Annotated in this window: 20 protein-coding genes and 1 pseudogene; 4 read left to right on the forward strand and 17 right to left on the reverse strand. The window is 36.9% G+C overall.

What is annotated here, in order from left to right:
• Positions 1–276 precede the first annotated feature (276 nt).
• Positions 277–513 carry a hypothetical protein gene (locus ACIROD_RS25080; RefSeq protein ID WP_101225888.1) on the reverse strand — a complete coding sequence of 79 codons (237 nt, stop codon included), beginning with the start codon at positions 511–513 and terminating at the stop codon, positions 277–279.
• Positions 514–645: 132 nt separating this feature from the next.
• Between ACIROD_RS25080 and pdaB the strand changes: the two genes are divergently transcribed.
• On the forward strand, positions 646–1,398 hold the full coding sequence (gene pdaB, locus ACIROD_RS25085) for a polysaccharide deacetylase family sporulation protein PdaB (RefSeq protein ID WP_101225887.1): 753 nt from the start codon (positions 646–648) through the stop codon (positions 1,396–1,398).
• A 93-nt stretch (positions 1,399–1,491) separates the two neighbouring features.
• Here the strand turns inward: pdaB and ACIROD_RS25090 are convergent, their stop codons facing one another.
• The gene (locus ACIROD_RS25090; RefSeq protein WP_230178751.1) at positions 1,492–2,172 is read right to left on the reverse strand and encodes a KinB-signaling pathway activation protein; all 681 of its coding nucleotides are present in this window, start codon (positions 2,170–2,172) and stop codon (positions 1,492–1,494) included.
• A gap of 137 nt (positions 2,173–2,309) precedes the next feature.
• Here ACIROD_RS25090 and gerD point away from each other — a divergent pair, with 137 nt between their 5' ends.
• Positions 2,310–2,870, forward strand: coding sequence for a spore germination lipoprotein GerD (gerD, locus tag ACIROD_RS25095; protein WP_101225885.1), 561 nt, complete (start codon positions 2,310–2,312; stop codon positions 2,868–2,870).
• Between the two features lie 44 nt (positions 2,871–2,914).
• Here gerD and ACIROD_RS25100 read toward each other — a convergent pair whose 3' ends face one another.
• The 5 genes from ACIROD_RS25100 to ACIROD_RS25120 all read right to left on the reverse strand — a co-directional run bounded on the left by ACIROD_RS25100 (position 2,915) and on the right by ACIROD_RS25120 (position 7,076).
• Positions 2,915–3,973: an Mrp/NBP35 family ATP-binding protein gene (locus tag ACIROD_RS25100; RefSeq protein ID WP_101225884.1), complete on the reverse strand. Its 1,059-nt coding sequence runs from the start codon at positions 3,971–3,973 to the stop codon at positions 2,915–2,917.
• Positions 3,974–4,112: 139 nt separating this feature from the next.
• The gene (cwlD, locus tag ACIROD_RS25105) at positions 4,113–4,829 is read right to left on the reverse strand and encodes an N-acetylmuramoyl-L-alanine amidase CwlD (RefSeq protein ID WP_101225883.1); all 717 of its coding nucleotides are present in this window, start codon (positions 4,827–4,829) and stop codon (positions 4,113–4,115) included.
• An 82-nt stretch (positions 4,830–4,911) separates the two neighbouring features.
• Positions 4,912–5,337: a DUF2521 family protein gene (locus ACIROD_RS25110; RefSeq protein ID WP_101225882.1), complete on the reverse strand. Its 426-nt coding sequence runs from the start codon at positions 5,335–5,337 to the stop codon at positions 4,912–4,914.
• 451 nt (positions 5,338–5,788) lie between these two features.
• On the reverse strand, positions 5,789–6,319 hold the full coding sequence (locus tag ACIROD_RS25115) for an ECF transporter S component (protein WP_101225881.1): 531 nt from the start codon (positions 6,317–6,319) through the stop codon (positions 5,789–5,791).
• Between the two features lie 208 nt (positions 6,320–6,527).
• Positions 6,528–7,076 carry a TetR/AcrR family transcriptional regulator gene (locus ACIROD_RS25120; RefSeq protein ID WP_101225880.1) on the reverse strand — a complete coding sequence of 183 codons (549 nt, stop codon included), beginning with the start codon at positions 7,074–7,076 and terminating at the stop codon, positions 6,528–6,530.
• 155 nt (positions 7,077–7,231) lie between these two features.
• Here ACIROD_RS25120 and ACIROD_RS25125 point away from each other — a divergent pair, with 155 nt between their 5' ends.
• Positions 7,232–8,701: a DHA2 family efflux MFS transporter permease subunit gene (locus ACIROD_RS25125; RefSeq protein WP_402945435.1), complete on the forward strand. Its 1,470-nt coding sequence runs from the start codon at positions 7,232–7,234 to the stop codon at positions 8,699–8,701.
• A gap of 142 nt (positions 8,702–8,843) precedes the next feature.
• Here the strand turns inward: ACIROD_RS25125 and rpsI are convergent.
• The 4 genes and pseudogenes from rpsI to ACIROD_RS25145 form a co-directional block, all read right to left on the reverse strand.
• Positions 8,844–8,915, reverse strand: a pseudogene (rpsI, locus tag ACIROD_RS25130) (30S ribosomal protein S9); the annotation flags it as partial.
• A gap of 328 nt (positions 8,916–9,243) precedes the next feature.
• On the reverse strand, positions 9,244–10,290 hold the full coding sequence (locus ACIROD_RS25135) for a PIN domain-containing protein (RefSeq protein WP_402945438.1): 1,047 nt from the start codon (positions 10,288–10,290) through the stop codon (positions 9,244–9,246).
• A gap of 301 nt (positions 10,291–10,591) precedes the next feature.
• On the reverse strand, positions 10,592–12,610 hold the full coding sequence (locus ACIROD_RS25140) for a DUF262 domain-containing protein (protein ID WP_402945441.1): 2,019 nt from the start codon (positions 12,608–12,610) through the stop codon (positions 10,592–10,594).
• A gap of 383 nt (positions 12,611–12,993) precedes the next feature.
• A complete protein-coding gene (locus ACIROD_RS25145; RefSeq protein ID WP_402945446.1) occupies positions 12,994–13,884 on the reverse strand; it encodes an HNH endonuclease in 891 nt (296 codons plus the stop codon).
• Positions 13,885–14,329: 445 nt separating this feature from the next.
• Here ACIROD_RS25145 and ACIROD_RS25150 point away from each other — a divergent pair, with 445 nt between their 5' ends.
• Positions 14,330–15,526: a DNA cytosine methyltransferase gene (locus ACIROD_RS25150; RefSeq protein ID WP_402945449.1), complete on the forward strand. Its 1,197-nt coding sequence runs from the start codon at positions 14,330–14,332 to the stop codon at positions 15,524–15,526.
• 240 nt (positions 15,527–15,766) lie between these two features.
• On the opposite strand, the gene ACIROD_RS25155 is transcribed toward ACIROD_RS25150, so the two are convergent.
• The 6 genes from ACIROD_RS25155 to ACIROD_RS25180 all read right to left on the reverse strand — a co-directional run bounded on the left by ACIROD_RS25155 (position 15,767) and on the right by ACIROD_RS25180 (position 18,892).
• Positions 15,767–16,060, reverse strand: coding sequence for a hypothetical protein (locus ACIROD_RS25155; protein ID WP_402945452.1), 294 nt, complete (start codon positions 16,058–16,060; stop codon positions 15,767–15,769).
• Complete coding sequence (locus ACIROD_RS25160; RefSeq protein WP_402945455.1) at positions 16,057–16,278, reverse strand: hypothetical protein; 222 nt, start codon at positions 16,276–16,278, stop codon at positions 16,057–16,059. Before ACIROD_RS25160 ends, ACIROD_RS25155 begins: the two co-directional genes overlap by 4 nt.
• Positions 16,279–16,592: 314 nt before the next feature.
• On the reverse strand, positions 16,593–17,471 hold the full coding sequence (locus ACIROD_RS25165; protein WP_402945458.1) for an ATP-binding protein: 879 nt from the start codon (positions 17,469–17,471) through the stop codon (positions 16,593–16,595).
• 10 nt (positions 17,472–17,481) lie between these two features.
• Positions 17,482–18,318, reverse strand: coding sequence for a replication protein (locus ACIROD_RS25170; protein WP_402945461.1), 837 nt, complete (start codon positions 18,316–18,318; stop codon positions 17,482–17,484).
• A gap of 21 nt (positions 18,319–18,339) precedes the next feature.
• Positions 18,340–18,621, reverse strand: coding sequence for a helix-turn-helix domain-containing protein (locus ACIROD_RS25175; RefSeq protein ID WP_402945465.1), 282 nt, complete (start codon positions 18,619–18,621; stop codon positions 18,340–18,342).
• 34 nt (positions 18,622–18,655) lie between these two features.
• Entirely contained in the window at positions 18,656–18,892 is a 237-nt protein-coding gene (locus tag ACIROD_RS25180) for a helix-turn-helix transcriptional regulator (RefSeq protein WP_402945468.1), read from the reverse strand.
• Positions 18,893–18,995 lie beyond the last annotated feature (103 nt).

Here is an 18,995-nt window from a genome sequence, read left to right on the forward strand (position 1 = left end):
AATGTTTGACTTGCTCATTTGCTTTTTTGATAGTGTGTGCTCACTTAAAATTTAACGTTGGCGCTTTGTTTTGTTCAGTTTTCAAAGAGCAATTTGTTCGCCGCATCTCTTAGCGACTTTAATATCTTAACATCTTATTACTACTTCGTCAATAACTTTTTTAAAAAAGTTTTTTCATTCTTTTTCAAAAGCTTTTACGTTGCAGCAACTTTTATAATATACCAGCGTATAAATCAATAGTCAATAGATTTTTTGAATATAATTCACTTTTGAATCTCATGACTGATTCCACTTAGACAAATTCTTTTTTCCCCTCATATAGATTAGGCATTCCTCCTCGGTGCTCACCCTTTTAAACAGTCTGAAAAGGATGTTATATTTCTCGTTTATAGCTCTTTTGACCAAGTGATCGATTCTGTCATCCTGCAGATCGAATAGTATTTCATCCATCTCTCTTTTTAAAAGGTACTCCAATTCCATCTTTTCCTTGTCATTAATCAATAAACCGAGCATGGTTCACACCTCCATCAGACAGCATTCCCCATTGCCAGCATTTTTATGAATTTTCAACTGACTTTTTTGCATAACAATAATCCTCGCGCATAAATTTGAAGACAAGAGTACTTTGGACAAGGGGATGGATTAATGAAATTTTTCATGGTGCTTCAAGCCAAGAAGATCAAATATTATTCGTTAATATTACTTACGGCACTTTTTACCGCTTGGTTCCTTTTTGTACAAAACATTCTTCATGCTCCCGTTTTTTCTACAGATGATGGGCCGAAAGCTGTTTATAAAGGGGAAAAGAATGTTGCGATCACGTTCAATATCGGCTGGGGTGATGAGAAAGCCGCTCCGATAATAGAAACATTAAAAAGGGAAGAGATTAAATCCGCCACATTTTTCCTCTCGGGATCCTGGGCTGAACGTCATCCGGACATAGTAGCGGAAATTGTGAAAGAAGGATATGAAATCGGCATCCTTGGTTACGATTATAAGGATTATTCCGAAATGGAAGATCAGGAAATCATCCGGGATATTTCTAAAGCCCAGGAAGCATTTAAAAAACTTAATATAAAGAATATAGAACTTTTACGCGCTCCCACCGGACACTTTGATAAACGCCTCTTAAAGATCAGCGAGAAATTCGGATACACCGTTGTCCATTGGAGCATCGATTCAAAGGATTGGACCAATCCGGGTGTGGACCGGATCGTACAGAACATCACCAAGGCCCAAAAGGGTGATATCATCTTATTACATGCTTCAGACTCAGCAAAACAAACGAATAAGGCTTTACCGGAGTTAATAAGTGAACTTCGAACAAAAAATTTAAACTTCGTTAACGTTTCAGAGATGATTTCCAATTCATCAGCAAGCAGTGAGGAAATTCGCTGACTGAAAAAACTGCGTACTAATGGTCTCCTTGAACCTTTAGTACGCAGTTTTTATGTTTTGACTTCCTCAAGTATGGCCCGGCATACATATAGGTTATCTGCCTTCACCAAGTTCACCGGCTTTCATCTTTCCATTTGCCGGAGTTTGCTTACGCCCTCTTTTACTGGCCAATTCCTTTTGTGAAATTTCAATCAATTTGCTCAGGACCAATAATTGATAAGCATTGCAGACCAGCAATGGAAACAGCATGAAGTAAAGCCAGCTTTCATCATTGGCACTTAGGACAGGTATCCACTCCAACACCGTGAACACGACCATGAAAAACAAAGCCGGGATGAATGACTGTTTATTCGTTTGTTTCATTTTGAAATAAGCTGTAACAAGCCCCGAGGCCAATACAACCAATGCTAACACGATGTAGGAACTGATCCCCTCGCCTGAACCAAAGCTAAGGTATCGCAGGTAAACAAGATCGAAAACAACAAAAAGAATGAGTACAAGTTGAACGGCATTCCATAAGGAAGCGCTTTTAAATATTCCGAGACCAAAACGATGTATCGTTAAATAGGCAAAAAAGCCAGCTTGGCTTATGACACTGAAAATTAATCCAACACCGAATAACCAAATAAAAGTTGATAGGATGGCACTGGCATCAAAAGAAGAGAAATAAGGCTTAAACTCATTCCACCGGGCCAAGAAACCTACAACTCCGCCCGTTACACCACCTATAAGCAATGTTGTTAAAAACAATTTAACTAAATTACGGCTGTTCATTGTTTTCCTCCATACATTTCTATTTCATTTCCTTAATTGTACCAACCAAATTTGGAAAAATCCACTTATTCCACCAAGGAATAATATCGCCGATTGGAACCATATTAACAGTAAGAAGGATGAAAGGGGCCCTGCGTATGAGAGTGGGAGTTGCTTTGCTTTTCACGTCATTCTTACTCGTTTGTTCCGGTTGTGCTCAAAATGGAGCAGGCGCAGAAAAAATGGAGTATGAAGAGACAAAGAAGATGGTCGTAGATATCTTGAAAACAGATGATGGAAAAAAAGCCATCCAGGATATCATTACTGACGACAAAACGAAAGCTGAACTTATTATGGATTCGGATGACATTAAGAAATCCATTGAAGATATGGTCACTTCAGATAAAGGGAAGGAATTTTGGAAAAAGACATTTAATGATCCCGAATTCGCTTCCGCGTATGCTAAAGCATTAGAAGACGAACATAAAAAGGTATTGAAGGACTTAACTGCCGATCCTCAGTATCGTGGAATGCTCATGGAAATAATGAAAGAACCGGATATGGAAAAAGAAATGAATAAGTTATTAAAAACCAAGGAGATGCGGTCGGTCTACAAAGAGCTGATCATCGAAACCATGGAGAGTCCTCTCGTCCAGGCTAAAATGCAAGAGAAATTGGATAAAGCAGCCACTAAAGCGGCTGAGAAGGAGAAAAAGTAAAAAGAATGAAATAAGGCTGATTCCAATCGGAATCAGCCTTATTTTTATTGTAGTTTTTCAATGACTTTCTTAGCAATATCTTCGTAAATCCTGCCGAGCCTATGGTCCGCTGCGTAAATGGATGGAGCAAAGTCCTCTTCGTTCCAATCCGGCTGTTGCAGGGGAAGTTGACCTAAAACTTCTGTACGAAGCTCTTCTGCAAGCTTCTCTCCGCCGCCTTTTCCGAAGACATATTCTTTTTCACCCGTCGTTTTACTTTCGAAGAATGACATGTTCTCTATGACACCAATGACTTCGTGTTCTGTCTTGATGGCCATGGCACCAGCTCTTGCAGCAACGAAGGCTGCAGTCGGATGCGGTGTCGTAACGATGATTTCTTTACATGATGGGAGCATCGTATGAACGTCCAAAGCAACATCGCCTGTACCCGGCGGTAAGTCAAGGACCAAATAGTCCAAATCTCCCCATTCCACTTCATTAAAGAAACTGTTGAGCATTTTCCCCAGCATTGGCCCTCTCCATATGATCGGCGCGTTATCCTCTACAAAAAAGCCCATTGAGATAACTTGAACGCCAAACCGTTCTACAGGAATGATTTTTTCCCCGCGAACAACCGGTCTTTTTGTTATCCCCATCATATCAGGTACGCTGAATCCATAAATATCGGCATCAACCAGTCCGACCTTTTTACCTAAACGAGCAAGTGAAGTGGCGAAATTCACTGAAATCGTAGATTTTCCCACTCCGCCTTTACCGCTGGCGATCGCGATGAATTGTGTCTTGCTGTTAGGGCCAAGCAAGCCTTGGTCCGCTTCATCCTGAGGAATGCTTTCACGGTGCTTGGCTAACTCCTCTTCAGAAAGCTCCGCGAAACGGATGCCTACCGATTCCGCTCCGTTCGTTTTCAGTAAGTCCACAACTTCCGATTGCATTTGCATTTGCTCGGCGGTCCCCGTTTTCGCAATCGCAAGTTTAACACTTACATGATTCTTTTCAGGTTTTATTTTGATTTCTATAATTCCATTTGTCTCTTCAAGGTTTTTATGTAGAAAAGGGTCTTTAAGATCCTTTAATAAATTCAGTACTTTCTCTTCTGTTAGCAAGTCGAGCACCCCTTTGAATTTTATTTTCCCATTTTTCAGTATAACATATTACGGAAAGAAAGATTATTATCTGCCCCGCATGAAAAACCTGATTATTTTCCCATAATAAAGAGGCCTTGTACCTTACAAGACCCAGACATCACTTTTCTTCTGATAGTTTTCCCTCTGTAAAGTACCGTAAAATCCCCATATAAATCGAGCTGGCAACCTTTTCTTGATACTTATCACTGACAAGGCGTTCCCTTTCCTCGGTATTGGAAAGAAAGCCAATTTCCACAAGCGCTCCCGGCTTCTTAGCATAATTCATCAAATACACATGATTAATCGTTTTTGCATCACGCTTTGTATTTTCCAGGTTCCTGATGATTTCAGTCTGAATGAATTTTGCCACCTGTTCATTTTCTTCAAACCTGCTTGTATAAAAGGTCTGGGCACCTTTCGATGACGCTGATGGAAAAGAGTTCAAATGAATGCTTAAGAATAAGTCCGCTTCCGAATCATTGATCATTTCAACCCGATTCCGTAAGTCCTCCTGTTTTCGCTGGCGGATCCCCTTTGTATTTCCCTGTGCCAAATCCTCATCTTTCTCACGGGTCATGATGACAAGGGCACCCTGTTCCTGCAAATAGTCCCTGACCTTTAATGAAACGGAAAGGGCAATTTCCTTTTCCATAATCTCTTGTACATTTGCCCCGCCGTCCATTCCTCCGTGACCTGCATCCAGAATGATGACCTTACCTGCCAACGGAAGGTTCCAGGAGTCCCAAGAATCATCTTCAACAAATTTAAAAGTTACAATTAAAAAAAGGACAAACAATCCCATAGCGATTCCTGTATATTTCAGCTTTCTGCGCATGACCGTTCCCCTTCCATGATCTCTCTACTAAAAAGTATGGGACAAACCATGGAAATAGAACAAGGAATGGGAATTTGCCTTCCTAATGCAGTTTCATTTTATATCGTTTTTCACCAGTCTTAAAGCCGTCCAGCCACCAATCCCCTACAAATCCTTCACAGCAATAAAACAAACCCTCATCAAAAGCATTATTCGCCGTAACTTCCCGCCAATACAAAATGAAGTTAAAAAGAGTATCCACCAAAAATTTCTCTTCCTTCCAGCACCTGGACCTAACATCTTCTTCCGACTCACCATAATAGCCAAACTTACTATAGTTGGCTCCTAATAAATAAGCCTCGATGGCAACATCAAAGTAGCCCTCCTCCAAAACATCCATCAAGTCCTGTCCGAAGTAACGCTGAATCCTTCCCTTCATATCCTCGATAGAAAGTTCCCTGAGCAGCCTGCGTTCGAACTTCAATTGCCTTTCCCTTTGCATCTCCTGTAAACCTAATATCACAGCCATAATTCACCTCCGGGGCAATTCCCCATTTCCCAAAATTATTTCCCAAGACATAATTTAGTTTTAGCCTTCTATTTTGAACCATTCATTTATTCCATTGGCAAAAAATAATAAGGATAGGTTTGGCAAGTAATTTAATAATGCGTATCGATATGCAAAATGCTATCTTCCATGGTCAAAGGGCAAACTGAACATTTCGGATGATGTTTAATGGCAGAAAACTCGGAACTATCACCCATAACTCGCCACTCAGGCCGCTACCCGAGGCTGACCTTGTCGACTTGGGTCGCTCACTGCGTGTGTCTCTTTGAACCTTGATCAATACTATTTGAGATCTATTAAGATAAAAGGACATCCATGGTAAACGGATGTCCTTTGATATAACTTTTAAACTGTCCTAAATTCTATCGGTGGCGCCTACACAATGTTTTGAAATGGTTTCCCATGTTTTACTTTATATCTGTCCAGCTCTTTTCTTTAATCTACCAGCAAGCGGCACTACAATTATACCGGCTATTACGACCTGCATCACGTTTCCTGGGATGGAGCCAAATGGCTGTATCCAGTTACCATAAAGAATAACCTCGACAAAATAGTAGCCGACGATTTTTATAACCAATGCAACGGCAACGGCCATAGTGTATACCCATTCTCTCTTGCCCGGTACCTTTTCGGATATAAGGCCGGCTAGAAAGCCCATTGTACCTACGATGACGAATGTAAACGGTGCCCACGCTGCCCAACCAGAGAAAAGGTCGAAGAAGGCCATACCGAAGGCGCCTGCTATCGCTCCTGTTTTTTTGCCATATACCAAGGCTGCTATAAAAAGGGGAACGTTACCAAGATGGATCAGGCCGCCGTTACCCATTATTGGAAGCTTGATGTTGATGAACATTGTCGCTACAAGAGTTAATGCAATGAATAGCGCATTGATGACCAAGGCTTTTGTTTTAGTTGTTTCAATTGGTGAGTATGTTGAATTCATATGAAGTCCTCTTTCTTTTTTAAGTATTATCATACTCCTAAACAGGAACTTAATAAATATGGATTTTACAAAAAATTCTGTATTACATAAATAAACTCAAGTGTAAACAAATGGAACACACCCGTCACCAACGCCGCTGCGGCCTTTTACTTGGATCTGATGCTGAAAATGGGACAAATCTTTTTCCGGACAAAGAACACCCCCAACATCATTGCACCTTGTACATTAAATATATTTGATTGGCAATATAATCTGAACTAAAATGAAGCCCCTTTCTTAACCACCATATTATAATGCCTACCAATGAGGCTGTTTTAATGTCAATGTCAACATATTCAGCAGGTAGATCCTTTTTGGTATTCTTCCTTCTAATTTCTACTAATTGCTTTAACAATGAAAACAACTGGTCCTCAAACTGATTCGTTTTAAATAAAATAAGTAAATAATCCCGATGAATATATAAATAATCAAGCAATTGTGTTAGCTGTTGTTTTTCTGATAAATCTTTTGCATGTATTAAAGCAAAAATTTTATCGGAAAGCTCATTTAAAATCTCATCGGTGATTTGCGTTAGTAAATCTTGAATATCCTGATAATGCAGGTAAAATGTTGTCCGATTTAATCCTGCTTTGTCTGCGATTTTCTGAACCGTTAAATTTGAAATTATGGGGTCCTCGCGTAAGAGAGCAATGACAGCGTCCTTAAACATTTCCCTTGACCGAATTGTACGAGGATCTTCTTTTTTTGGTATAGACATTTTTAACTCCTTTATAGATTTTTCCCTGACTTTCTCAACAGCATATATTTCTATGTCGATTAGTGAACATTTTCAAAAAAACTGTTCATGGTAAGCAACATATTTTTTTGTTACCATCGATTTTATCGACACGGTGTTGAGAATGCAAGTCAAAAATGAAGGGGTTGTCGACAGAAGTGGACATAACGGAAGGAAATAAAAAAGTTTTATTAATTGTATTGATCGCTGGGTGTTTTTTATCAACATTAAATCAGACACTATTAAATGTTGCATTGAGTGGTTTAATGGATGTATTTCATGTAACGGCCGCAACTGTACAATGGCTATCAACAGGATTTATGCTAGTGAATGGTGTGTTAGTGCCGATTACTGCCTTTTTAATGAAACGGTTTACAACAAGGCAGCTATTTATTAGCTCGATGTTCTTTTTGCTCATCGGATCTTTACTTTGTGCATGTGCAGGGAATTTTGGTGTGCTGTTAACGGGAAGAATGATTCAGGCAATTGGTGCCGGGATTATTATGCCTCTAATGATGACAGTTATTTTATATTTATATCCTAGCGAAAAGCGTGGAAGCATTATGGGGACAATTGGCTTTGCGATGATTTTCGCTCCAGCCATAGCCCCTACATTATCTGGTTTTATCATTGAATATGTTTCATGGAGATGGCTATTTATTGGGTTAATGCCATTTATATTAATCGTCATAGTTCTAGCGTTCAAATATTTAATGAATGTTGCCGAGACAACAAAAGCAAAATTGGATATCATAAGTGTCACTTTATCGACGATTGGTTTTGGCTGTGTATTATTTGGATTTAGTAGCGCAGGAAGCAAGGGATGGGATGATCCCGTTGTCATTACTGCAATACTCGTCGGAATGATCGTGTCGACTTTATTCTGTTTACGACAAATGAAATCCAGCGATCCATTATTAAATTTATCTGTATTCAATTATAAAATTTTCACTCTCACATCTTTCATCAATGTACTAATTACGATGATCATGTATGCTGATTTAATTCTTTTACCCATTTACTTGCAAAACGGAAGAGGTTTTACAGCATTTGAAGCAGGTTTACTGTTATTACCTGGAGCTGTGATTAATGCCTTCTTATCCCCTGTCACAGGTAAAATGTATGATAAATATGGTGCTAAACCGCTCTTTATTACAGGTTTGGTATTTATCATTGTTTCGATGTGGGGAGTCATAGATATAAACGAATCCACAACCTATAGCTATTTAATGGTTCGTACCATTATATTACGAATTGGCTTGAGCTTTATTACCATGCCATTAAATACAGCAGGGTTGAATGCTTTACCAAGAGAATTGGGTTCCCATGGTTCAGCTGTAAATAATACCATTCGCCAATTGTCAGGTGCTATTGGAACGGCAGTTGTCATCACAGTGTATACAATGCAGGCAACTTCGCATGCCTCTGAGCTATCAATGAAAAATGAAAATATTTCAGCTATTCAACTAAAGGCATTAGCTTCCATCTTTGGCTCAAGTGATGCCTATGTTTTCATGTTAATCTTATCTTTTGTGGCATTAATTTTTGCATGCTTCATGCCGGGAAAGACCGTAATCAAAAAAAGCCAAGGTGAATCTCATAACTAAAATTATTAAATGGAGTATTTAAAATAAAGCATATCCGGGAGATCCCAGATATGCTTTTTAATATTTCCAGTGACACACTTTTCCGGGCATAAAAAAAGACTCCCAACCGAAATGGTTGAGAGTCTTTGAAACGGTAATAGAATTAACGTTTTGAGAACTGAGGTGCACGACGTGCGCCTTTAAGACCGTATTTTTTACGCTCTTTAATTTGTGCATATAATTAGGAATAAACACCAAAAACACTTTTATAATAGCTAAGGTTTCGTCAGACTTTATTTATGAAAAATGAAGTGAAATACTTTACCGTTCTATATGTTTGGTGGTCAGAATGTGGTCAAAAATTAATAATACCCTGCTAATTAAGGAGGGTATTATTTAATTAACTCAACTGTCAATTGTTATCTTGCTTTGACATAATGTCCGATAGATTTTGGTAATTCGATTACCTTTCATTTGTTTTCAATACAACAAATTGCGGTATCTTATTAGTCAATGAAATTTTATCCAGTTCATCTCGAGAAAGGTAAATGTTTTCATAGCTTTTAAAATTCATCATATTCAGCAGATAAATCAATATATACAGTATCTCCCTTATTAAAGATTACCTTATCAAATTCAAATTCAAATTCCTCATAATTTGTAACATCTAGTTCTATCTCGACTTGAATGCTTTCTATATCTTCAACAGTTTTACTGTCATATTCGGTAAAAAGATATTTTCCTGCTTCTCGATCATAAACAGATAATGTTTCATCAAGGTAATTTACCAAGATGGTATAAGAAATTTCCGCATTATAAACTAAAGTAACTTTATTATCTTGGATTGACATTACCAAAGGATCTTCGTCCATTTCAATGGCTTTAATTTCTTTAACTTCAACATCTCCAAAAAGATGGTAAGTATCAAATAATAGTTGATCGATGGAACTGTTCATGTAATCTATAAACTCATCGGAGTAATCGTCATATATTTTTTGTACATAAGTATATTTAACATCATCATTGTGGTAGACGATATCTAACATCTTTTCAAGAGATTCTACACTTACCAAGTTAGCTTTATCCTCACAATAATTCTTCATATCATTATCAGCACTTACTACATATAGATTTTGTTTGGTTTCTTTGGACCATTCAGCTAAGGAATCAAGAACAAATGCATCTGGAAATTCAGATTTTTTCTGTCCACTAAAAGGCGCTTTCAATTCAAAATATCTATCAAAAATTTCATAAACACCTTTTGAGTTAATAGATATATTTTGGACCTTTGCTTCTTCTAGGAAAGTTTTAAAACTTTCTTCAAGTTTTACCTGAGCATTAACAATTGTTTTTCTATCCCATATATGTTCATATTGGGGGGTATTCCTCAGTAATTTCCCTTCTTGTTTGAGGGAATTTATATATTGTCTTGAATGCTCTACACTCTTCTTAATATTATTATAAACTTCTCTCTCAGTAATTGAGGTGGTATATAAAATTATTAAACCGTCCTCAACAAGTTCCTTTAATGTCTTTATTCTTTTATTATTAAAGTCAAAATTCAAACCCATATATATTGATGTATCAAGGTAAATATTAAGTACTTCCATCATAATCCCCTTTAGTTAATTATCATTAGAACTACCACTAACCATTAAGTAACATTTTTGAAATAAATGAATTACAACATTACTTTGTTAAGCGCTGACCTTTTAACAAAAAATGTGCCACTAATTACATTGCAGCTCACTCATTTTTAAATTGTCTCTTATTAATACCTTTTAGATGTTACAAACTAAACTTAAGCTCTATTCGAAAAAATGATTGAGGGTTAAAACACTCATTTCCATTTATCTTTAATAACAACCCATGATTAACAGAATAATACCCATATATTATTAATTGTTTCTCTTAGTCGAAATTCAATGAAAGCTGATCCCTTCCGATAGTTTTGGCATCAGTTTCTACCTTAAAATCTTTTAATGGTAAATCCACCGCTTCAAGCATTCGTAAACAATATCGATAAATTTGGTCTGATGTTAGAGAATTAACATTAATAAAGTAATCATTATTTAGGTTTCGAGTTCTATGGAACTTATTGGAGTCCCTTGTTATCAGATTTGGGTATCGAACTATAAGCTTTTCAAACTTCTCCGGCTCCAGATACATAATTGAATTAAGGGTTTGAACTATAACATCTCTCCACGATGTTACTGAATATTTTTTTCCTAAAACATACAATTGTTTGGGAGACTTACCTATCACGTTTTCTTTTATACTAGCTTCAGCAATACTTTCATTGCCAAAATATGACCAGATTTTTAATGCCCTGTCCGCCAGGAAGTTTGCCCTCCTTTCGATGTCCTCTTTTCTCCAATTTTCTGTATCCCTAAAATACTTGTTAACCTCCAGGTGGCTTTTCTTATAATGCTCCTTTTTTTTATTAAAAATTGCATTAGAGAGTTCAGAATTATAGCCAGTTAAGGTTAAATTACCAAGAGTATCTTTATATAAATCATGTACAGTCTCCCACTCTTCCCCCAGGTGCTCTTTCCATTCAGATGTTATAGTTTGTGGCATAACGTGTTCCACAGAAACATTTAAGTCTGAGAATGATACTTGCTCCTTGTGATAATACGACTCTTCGATAGCTTGTAGGATAAATGTAATCTTTTTAATCTTGTCGCTACTACCGTATAATTTTGCATCCAATAATCTCTGCCTGAACACATGATCTTTTGGATAATCCTTGGACTGAAGTACAGCTTTAACGCCATCTACATAATTTTTTGAATTTGAATTAAGTACATGCGAATGTAATGGAGGGAAGATACTCTTTAGTCGATCTGTTGGTAAACTACAAATATAACGTCGAAGTAGAAAATTCTCGATAATATTTAAAACTTGTGCAAATTCGGTATCCTTAATTTTATCATCCTCATAATATCCGTACATGTTTAGTAACAACGGATATACAGTAGTTGTATCTAACTTTTTCAGCCGAGACAAGCTCTTTCTAATAGTTAAGTTTGATTCAGCCGTAGGTGACAGAATCTTAATATAATAATCAGAATAACGCTTAAGTTCATTTAAACTGTTTGTAGCGTTTTCCTCATCAACTATATCTTTTAAAGAGAAGTAAATATCACTTTGTTTTATAAAGGCCCCTTCTCTCATAAGATAGTGCCTTACAAACTCCAAAAGATCTACCCCTAGTGCATCCTCCATAGGCTTCCATAATGTTGCATGTACCTCGTCATGAAAATCTGTATGTATTTTCATGAAAAAGTAATTCCTTATGAGGTCTGCCTGGGTTAGTGCTTGACCACTTGCATTTAGACTCTCGAACACCAAGTAAGGATTCTCATCCGGATCCAACGTTATGCTAACAAGGGACAGGTTACTTGTAATAGCATCCTTTATTTTCTGACCGTCAAGCTCACTTTTGATTAATTTCTTTTCAAAAAACTCATATGCTTCAATAATACTATTTTTAGTATCATTTTCTTCCTTCGTACCACTAATCAATCTTTGAAATGGCTCCCTGTCTACTTGTGTAGGTAGTAGTTTAAAGTGGTCATTACTTTTTTTATACGGGTTTACGAGTAGTGTATTGTTAATTTCTTCCGATAGCTCTGCTTCTGCTTTATTCCGAAGTAAAGTCAAGATGATAAATATTGTGGTAAGTCGTTGTTGCCCATCAATAAGCAGAAATTTTGCAACGCCGTGAGGAACAGACGTTGTTGGAACCGTCACTATTGATCCAATAAAATGATCACGCGGGTTATCTGCTTCAGTAAGCTCATTAATATTCTGCCACATCTTCTCCCAGTCTTTCTTTTTCCAGCTATACGTACGCTGAAAGAGTGGCACCAGGTATTGTTTCGTCCCCTCAATAATAGATTGTAAATTTGTAACCTGTGCTTGCATGCTTTGGCCCCCATTTTTTTATCCGGTTGTTATTTCTATTATATATTATTTTACATATTTTTTAATATTCGGATATTGGAGACTTGATGTGCAAACAAGTAGCCCTTCTCTTCTTTTTTCGAATCTGTTTAAAATTGCGTTTATATAATTTTTACTGACTGTGCCATCAAAGTCACATCTTGTAGTTTCTATAACTGATGCTAGGACTACTTCTCCATTTTTATTTCGCTATTCTTAATTTCGCTATTCAATGGAATCTAAAACGGTCATTCATAAACGACGACTTAGTTTTCTATGCCAGTCCTTATAAAAGCATTAAAGCGATCTTCATTATCTTTATCTTGTGTTTGGTATGCTTTTGATGTGGTTATTTTTTTCTCCACTTACAACAGCCCATTTCCTGTGTATATAGATAATAGCTCCTTAAAACTTATTTTAATTTGGCGTCGGTCCAAACCGTCCTTTTTGGCCAACCATAGCTTGGTTAACAACTCAAACTTTTCTTCACCTCTTCCATAGTGCAGAAATCGGTGACAAGTAGCGCATAATACAGCGATGTTTTCTTCCACGTCAAGCCCAGCTTCAAAGTGGTTTTGTAAAGAGACTGGGATAAGATGATGACATTCCTGATAGTTTAAACCTGCTGCAGTACTAAACGTCACATGTGAAGGTTCAGCTTCACATAAATAGTTTGCAGCTTTAAGTGCATTTTTTGCTACAGTTGAACTCCTTCGATATTTAAGGTTAGAAGTAGAAATAGGAAGGCCAGCTATAGCCGCTCCAACCTCTTTTTGATATGAATCGTCTTCGTCATCAAAGTTTTGTTGAGACTTAAAAAGAAACGGATCGTAACTTTTCGATTGAAAAATATTCTCCCAAACAAATGAATCCATTACTCCAATGTGTGGAACATCATCGCCATCTCTAAAGATATACCAATATTCACCTGCTTGGGGGTCGAACCCAGTAGGCTTAGAAAAATAAAGCCTTAATTCCTGTCCTGTTTTTTTCGGGTACACAATTGCCAACTTTATTTTGCTCCTAATGTGATTCCGATCATGAAAAATAAATTCTTTGTGAGAGTCATAGCCAGTTGATTCAGCCCCACCTCTTCTTTCAAAGGAATCTGGATGATAAGCTGAGAAAATCACTTCTTTTTCATACCTATCAAGAGTTACACTTTTATCACCTGTTGCCTCACGGTCTGTAACCAAAGAGTAGGCACCTACTGTGGCAGAAAAATACCTATTCATTTCCAGAGTGAATTTAGACATATTTTACCTCCAGTTCATTTATTTGGAGTTGATAATTTCATATTATTCCTATCACTTCAATATGGCAATACGTTAATTTTTGTTTTTACTTTATATACCTATATTTCAACTGGTCGATATCTGGTAAATTAAATTAAGAAACATTTTTTTTCTAATTTAAATTTCTTTTTCCACGTAAACGGGTATTTAAACAAATTGAATGTTCTTTCACAAATTAATAAGTAATAAATTTGGTTTTAACCTAATGACTTTATAATTAAAGATTATATTAAGCGAACATATGTACAAGTTTTCATGTTTTTAATACAATAGGTATGAACTGCACATTATATTTTAGGTCATGGTATAATAGTTCATTTATGATGTTTTTATTTCACTCTAATAATTCACAAAACACTCCAGTATATATAGAGATTATTATTTTTTTACAGGAAGGGGGATTTAGATGTACAAAGTATTAGACCTATTTGCAGGCTGTGGAGGGTTAAGTGAGGGCTTTCTACAGGCAGGTTTTAATTTGGCGGTATCGGTGGAAATAGATGAGAAGGCATGTGAAACTCAACGTCTGAATCATCCCGAGACAAAAATAATTCAAGGTGATTTAACAAAATTAGGCCCCCAGGAACTTGCTGAAAATACCAATGAAAGAGAATTTGACTTAATTATAGGAGGTCCGCCTTGCCAAGGTTTCTCCTTGATAGGAACAAGATTAGGTACAAGTAAAAACCTTGGTGAATTTGGAGAGGACCCAAGGAATAAATTATATAAGGAATTTGTAAAGTACGTTCGGTATTTTCAGCCTAAGATGTTTTTAATGGAAAATGTACCTGGACTCTATTCCATGCAAAGTGGGGCTATTAAGGAAAACATTGAACAAGACTTTTATTTTAATGATCCTGACGGGAAATTTCTGGGCTATAACGTTAAATCGCAGATTGTCAAAGCGGTGGAGTTTGGAGTTCCACAAAATCGTGAACGGGTGATATTTTTTGGGGTACGTCGAGATATAGAGATAGAATTTGACCACCCTACTCCTGTTGTAAATGACGGGAAATTCTTCACAGTTCGAGATGCTATTGGAGATTTACCTGCCCTTGATATTAAGGATGGAGAATATGTTGTTCCGTATACTCCACAAAAAAAAGAATACTTGCGACTCCTGAACGCTAACACAAAAAAAATTAGACGTGATAATGATTTTAAGGAAGGGTACCTTTATAACCATAAATCACGTTTTCACAATGATAGGGACAGGGAGTTATTTAGGATACTAATGCCGTTTCAGAAGTTGAAAGAACTTGATCCAGACCTAATTCCAATTAGATTGCGGAATGGATTTGAAGATTTTTATAGAAAAATGGACTTTGATAGACCCTCTCCTACAATCATTGCACATTTGCACAAGGATGGTTTAGCATTTATTCATCCAGACGGAGATCAAGCACGATCAATTTCGGTTCGGGAAGCGGCACGGCTTCAAAGCTTTCCAGATAATTTTGTTTTTAGCGGGCCGGCAGGTCCAATGTTCAAGCAGATAGGGAATGCCGTCCCTCCACTCCTTGCGTATCATCTCGCAATGAATATAAAGGATATCCTTAACCAAATAAACAATAGTGTTAAGCAGTTTACCATGACAATTTAAAGATATTTAACTTAATGTTACATTCTTCTTTTACGTACTTGAAATAAAGGAAGTATACAGTTTCACGACCATCTTTTAAGATGGTCGTTTTATTTTACAAAGACTCATATGTTATTTAACTAAATTGGCTTCACGGAAGACACGCACCAATACACACCAAGTGGTGAACCAATTATTAAGCTAGAATGCGGAGACTTTCCGTAATGGATGTATTAGCGAAAATAGTATCGGAAGGCCTTTTTATGCTTCTGAAATATCCCATATTTGTGCAGTATGTTGTTTTATAAGCTCATTAATACGGTTAGAGTAGATATCAGCTTGTTCTCGGTAAGGTTCTTTCCACCGTTCCCAATTTTCTATGCTTTGACCTACTTTGCATTGTAAGCGGAAAAGTTGGCGAACACATTCCATAAATTCTTTACTATTTTGAACAAGCCACTCAATTACACGTCCTTGCTCTTGTAGTTCACTGCCCTGTTTTGCAGCCGGTGGTAACACCTTTTCTATTTTCAGGATTCTGTTACGTAGCCTCATGACGTTTCAACTCCTAACCGCTTTTCAACTTTTTGCAAACGTTCATCTAGTTCTCCTACTTCCATTGCTTTTATAATACTATTCGACAAAGTAGCAATTACTCTTGCTCGGTCGATACTTGTAGGTTCTTCCTGCATTAGTTCATTGATAACCCTTGCAAGTAACCTCCGAACGTCTTGTGGTCGTTTCAAGCGTATATTTCCTTTTAGTATGCTCATATTTTTCTCACACCCTTAAAATACTGTTATATCAAGGGCTCGCGCCTCTAATTTTGATACAAAAAGTGAGTCTTTCAGGCTTATTTTGATGTAGAACATGGTTGAAACAGAGTAAATTAGAATGTTCGACCACTACGTATTACTTTTTTGTATATCCCCTTTCCCAAATTAACCTCCTAAGGCTGCTGGAATAACCCTGCCTGCCTTTTTTAGCTTTTTATAGCCCAATAGTTCAAAGGAGGCCTTAAAGCCTGTGGGCTTACTATATGGTTCTGTTTGAATTTTTATCTATATTCAGCGGTACCCTCAACTACTTATTCGATTGTAAAATTTTTTCTATAATCGTCTGTAACAAGTTCGATAAACTTGTTGTTATTATATAATCGGCTGAAGGCTCGCTCTCCGATGGCAGTCGGTAAGTGCTGTTCGTTAAAGTTGCTGGTGTAGATTGTTGGCTTCCCTATTCGGAGGTTGATGATCTCAAACAGCTTGTTCTTACTCCAATCAAATTCATCTTTACTTCTTGCTTCTGACCCCAAATCATCCAATACCAAAAGGTCGGCTTTTCTTAAATAATTGAATATCCCTTCTTCTGTCTGACTAGCCCCTTTTTGATAGGTGGCTTTTATTTTTGAAAGAAGTGCACCTGTCGTCAGCAGCATAACTAGAAATTCCTGTTCTTTCAACGTTCTGGCAATAGCTGTTACCAGATGCGTCTTCCCCGTCCCTGGTGGGCCCATAATCGTAAGGTTGTATCTATTTTCTGGATATAATGCAGCAAATGTTTTTACATAATCCATTGCCGCCTTCTTCGCTTCAGAAACATTACCGTAGCCGTCAACCTTAAAATTCTTGAAGCCAGCATTTTTCAAGTCATCTGGAATATGCCAATATTCTTTTTCAAAACGACTAGTCAATTGTTCATGCAAACCAGTTTTATTTCTCTCTAAAACCTTGTCCAATTCCTTCTGATCAGCACACGCTTTACATTCAATCTCTCCTTCTTTATAAGCAGACCTCCACTCTTTTTGCCCGAAAATCCGATATTCTGGCTTGTTTGCTTTCCGTCTACAAGACGCACATTCTCCTTCAGACATCCTAGCCTCATAATCGTCACGGTCTTTAAGTTCCGCAACATAGTGTTTCATACATCGCCTGAAAGGATCAGGCAGAGATGATGTTGCATCTTTCATAACATACCCCCTAAAATGGAAACTCTTCTTCCATCGCTTGAATTTCCTGTAATTCTTCATCAGTTAACAGATTGTTAACATTTTTCGATTTATCGAACATATCCCTAAGGGCTGGAACATCACCATTTTTTTTGTTTCTAACCTTGGCATCAAATTTGGCATTGTACTCTTTAATAGCAGCCAATGAAAAAAGTTCAAGATTATGAAGGTTTTTCAGAATCGACTCAATATATGCCGCTGGTTTATTTGGCGTTTGCAATTTCGCTCTCTTAATCGTTTCACATATGATTTCTTCTGGTTCCTGAAATTGACTGTTTTCAATCCAATAAATAAAGCTCTCCGCCAAAATAGGTGAAGGCGTACCAAAAAGTTTTTCATATTCCAAATAAGGTACAGGTTTGTCTCTATTATCATCTTTTTCTTTAGATATTTTTTTATTTCTTTCTTGGTTGTCCATTTCACCAATGGTTTCATTGACATTTCCACCAGAGGTTGCATTGTTTGTTTCACCAATGGTTATTTCACCAATGTCTGTTTTACCAACCCATTCATCATGGTTTTTATTAAAAGAAATTTTCCTGTAGCTTCCTGATTTAATTCTTTGAAATATTACTTTTCTTTCTTCTAGCCTTTTTAACTCACGCTGTATCTGCCGAGAGTCACACCCAGTAGCCTGACTAAGAAAATTTAGTGACATAATATGCTCTTTTCTGTTGAAACCATAGGTGAACCGCCATACTACAAACAACAAACGGTACTGTGTCGGACTTAATTTAATTTTGGCTGCTTCCTCAAATATTTCATTAGCTATCTTTGTATAGCCGCGCTCCAACTGAACGTTAGCCAAATCACCTCACCTGCTTCATTTCTAAATTCCCTTTTTTGAGTTATTTCTTAACCATTCCTTTACATCCCAACGATTTAAGCGGATTACTTGCCCTCTTTGAAAAAAAGGAATTTCTTTTTTTGCTATCATGCCTCGAACTGTCGGCACACTTACTTTTAAATAAATTGCTGTCTCTTGAATGGTCATAATATCTTCATTTAAATTTTCTCCTTGCACTTCTACCAACATTTCTCTTATCACTTCTTTTAAAACAGTTCGAGTAGTAACTACTGTGCCTTCTGGTAATTCAAAACTAAAATTCATTTGAACTCACCTTCTTTCATTTCTTCTCTTTTTCTCATTGAGTACAAAAGTATTCAACTTTTTTTCCTAACGTTAAGGCAATTTGATGAATCGTTGAAAAACGGATTTTCTTTTTGTTGCCTTTTTCTATCGCACCTATGGTTTTTCTTGTAACCCCAGACTCATCAGATAGCTTAGTTATTGTCCAACCCTTTTCTGCTCTTGCTACCTGAATTTTTCTTCCATCAATTTTCAAGTAATGCTCTAGCTTTATGAGTTTAAAACATTCCATTTAAACACCCCCTCGAACTTCCCAATATGGGTACAAAATTGATATTAACATCCCAAAATGAGAAATTCAAGTTGTCTTTTGTATTCAAAGTGTGTAATATGAA

This window comes from Peribacillus sp. NPDC101481 (assembly GCF_044767165.1).
Lineage (GTDB): Bacteria > Bacillota > Bacilli > Bacillales > DSM-1321 > Peribacillus.